Source organism: Nitrosospira sp. Nsp11 (genome assembly GCF_900142705.1).
Classification (GTDB): Bacteria; Pseudomonadota; Gammaproteobacteria; order Burkholderiales; family Nitrosomonadaceae; genus Nitrosospira.
This window is the reverse complement of the sequence record NZ_FRBV01000032.1, coordinates 1-1,710: the sequence shown is the minus strand read 5'-3', so window position 1 is coordinate 1,710 and position 1,710 is coordinate 1. Positions and strand designations below refer to the sequence as shown.

At 62.1% G+C, this 1,710-nt stretch carries 1 protein-coding gene; it reads right to left on the bottom strand.

Features of this window, described 5'->3' with window-relative positions:
- Positions 1-1,710: glycosyltransferase family 39 protein (locus BUA28_RS15265; RefSeq protein WP_072768999.1), on the bottom strand; the 1,710-nt coding region annotated here is incomplete at both ends.

The window sequence follows — 1,710 nt, the reverse complement described above, 5'->3', positions numbered from 1 at the left end:
CGACGCCCAGTCATGCTGGAAATTCCAGATGATCACCGGCGAAAACAGCAGTAGCGCAAGTGCGGCGGCCAGATATGCATGCGGCCGGCGCAGCCAGCGGCGCGAAGCGGGATCCAGGATCACAAACAGCAGCGCCGCCGGACCCAGCAGCCCCAGCGTATATTTCGACAGGATACCCAGGCCGAATGCAATACCCATGCCCAGCCAAGCCCAGTTGCGATCGGCCAGTAATGCCCGTTCCATGTAGTAAAGGGTGGCAGCCCAGGCGGCTACCAGCGGCGCATCCGCTGTCATGAGTGCGCCAGTGGCAAAGTAAAACGGCAACACCGCGAGCAGCAGCACCGCGCGCATAGCGGTCGACTTATCGTACAGATTGCACGCCAGCGCATACAAGTAAGCCATCGTTATCAGGCCACAGCAAAACGAGCCGATCCGAACCCCGAACTCGCTGTTGCCAAAGATCGCGGTACCAAGCCAGATCAGCCATGCCACCATGGGCGGGTGATCGTAAAAGCTCAGGTCCATGTGCTGGGCATAGTTCCAGTAGTAAGCTTCGTCGGGAATCAGTTCGGCTGTGCCCAGGTAGATCAGGCGCAGCAGGACGGCAAAGGCGACGATGCCGACGGAGGCGACCCGCCAGCGCACGTCCGGCGAGGGCGGGTTCACGGTAACGGGAAATACGTAGAATGCGGCGCCGAAGTAGTTGATGGCGGCGGTTGCGGCAATGGCCGGGAAGATGGCCAGAAACGAGGGCATGTGCCAGGCATCGATCAGCAGGGCCAGTACGCCGCCGCGCAGCAGTAACGCGAATATGCCGACAGTGAGGAAGCGGCCAAGCTGATCCCGTCGCAGGTCGCCTGCAAGATTTTGGAATGACCTTCTGGAATTGAGCGAATAATTTATTACCGCCGCGGCGAAGAAACTCGTGATGTGCGCCAGAGCGAGTCCGAAGCCGCGGCTCATGAGGAATTGAAACAGCAGCGCGTCAATGGCGAGACCAAACAACCCGACCGCGGCAAAGCGGCCGGCGGTACCGACGGAGACGGTGCCGCCGGCTAAGGTCATGAGGCGTTGCAGGTAGGTCCACGGTGGGCGGAATGATAATTTGGAGGCGTCATGGGTGCGATTGTGAAAGCAGACGGGCACTTCCACGACCCTGAGTTTGCCTTGGCCGGCCATGAGCAGTTCGAGCAGGATTTCATGGCCGTGTGCGGGTTCGGCAATGGTGGCGGCCAGTTCCCGCCGGAAGGCGAAAAATCCCGAGGTGGCGTCGTTTACGTCGCAGAGGGGGCGGGCCAGCCCGTTGGCGAGGCGCGAGAGCCATCGGCGCGGCAGGGGCTCTCCTTCAGTACCGCCGCCGGGTACGTAGCGGCTGCCGATGGCGATGTCGCAGCTTCCGTCCAGCACGGGGGCAATCAGGGCAGGCAATCGTTCAGGCGGATGGCTCAGGTCTGCATCCATCACGACGATGACCTTCCCGTGCGCCGCGGCCGCGCCGGCCAGGACGGACCGGGCGAGATCGGGCTTGTCCGGGCGTTCGATCAGCCGTACATTGGCGCGCTTTTCCCAGTCGCGCACTTTGGCGCGTGTACCATCGCTTGAGCTGTCGTCTACAAAGATAATCTCGAAACTTTCTGGCGGCAGGCCAAGCTCGCACAGGCGCGCCAGCAGGGGGTCGATGTTGTCGGCCTCGTTGAGCGTGGGGATCAC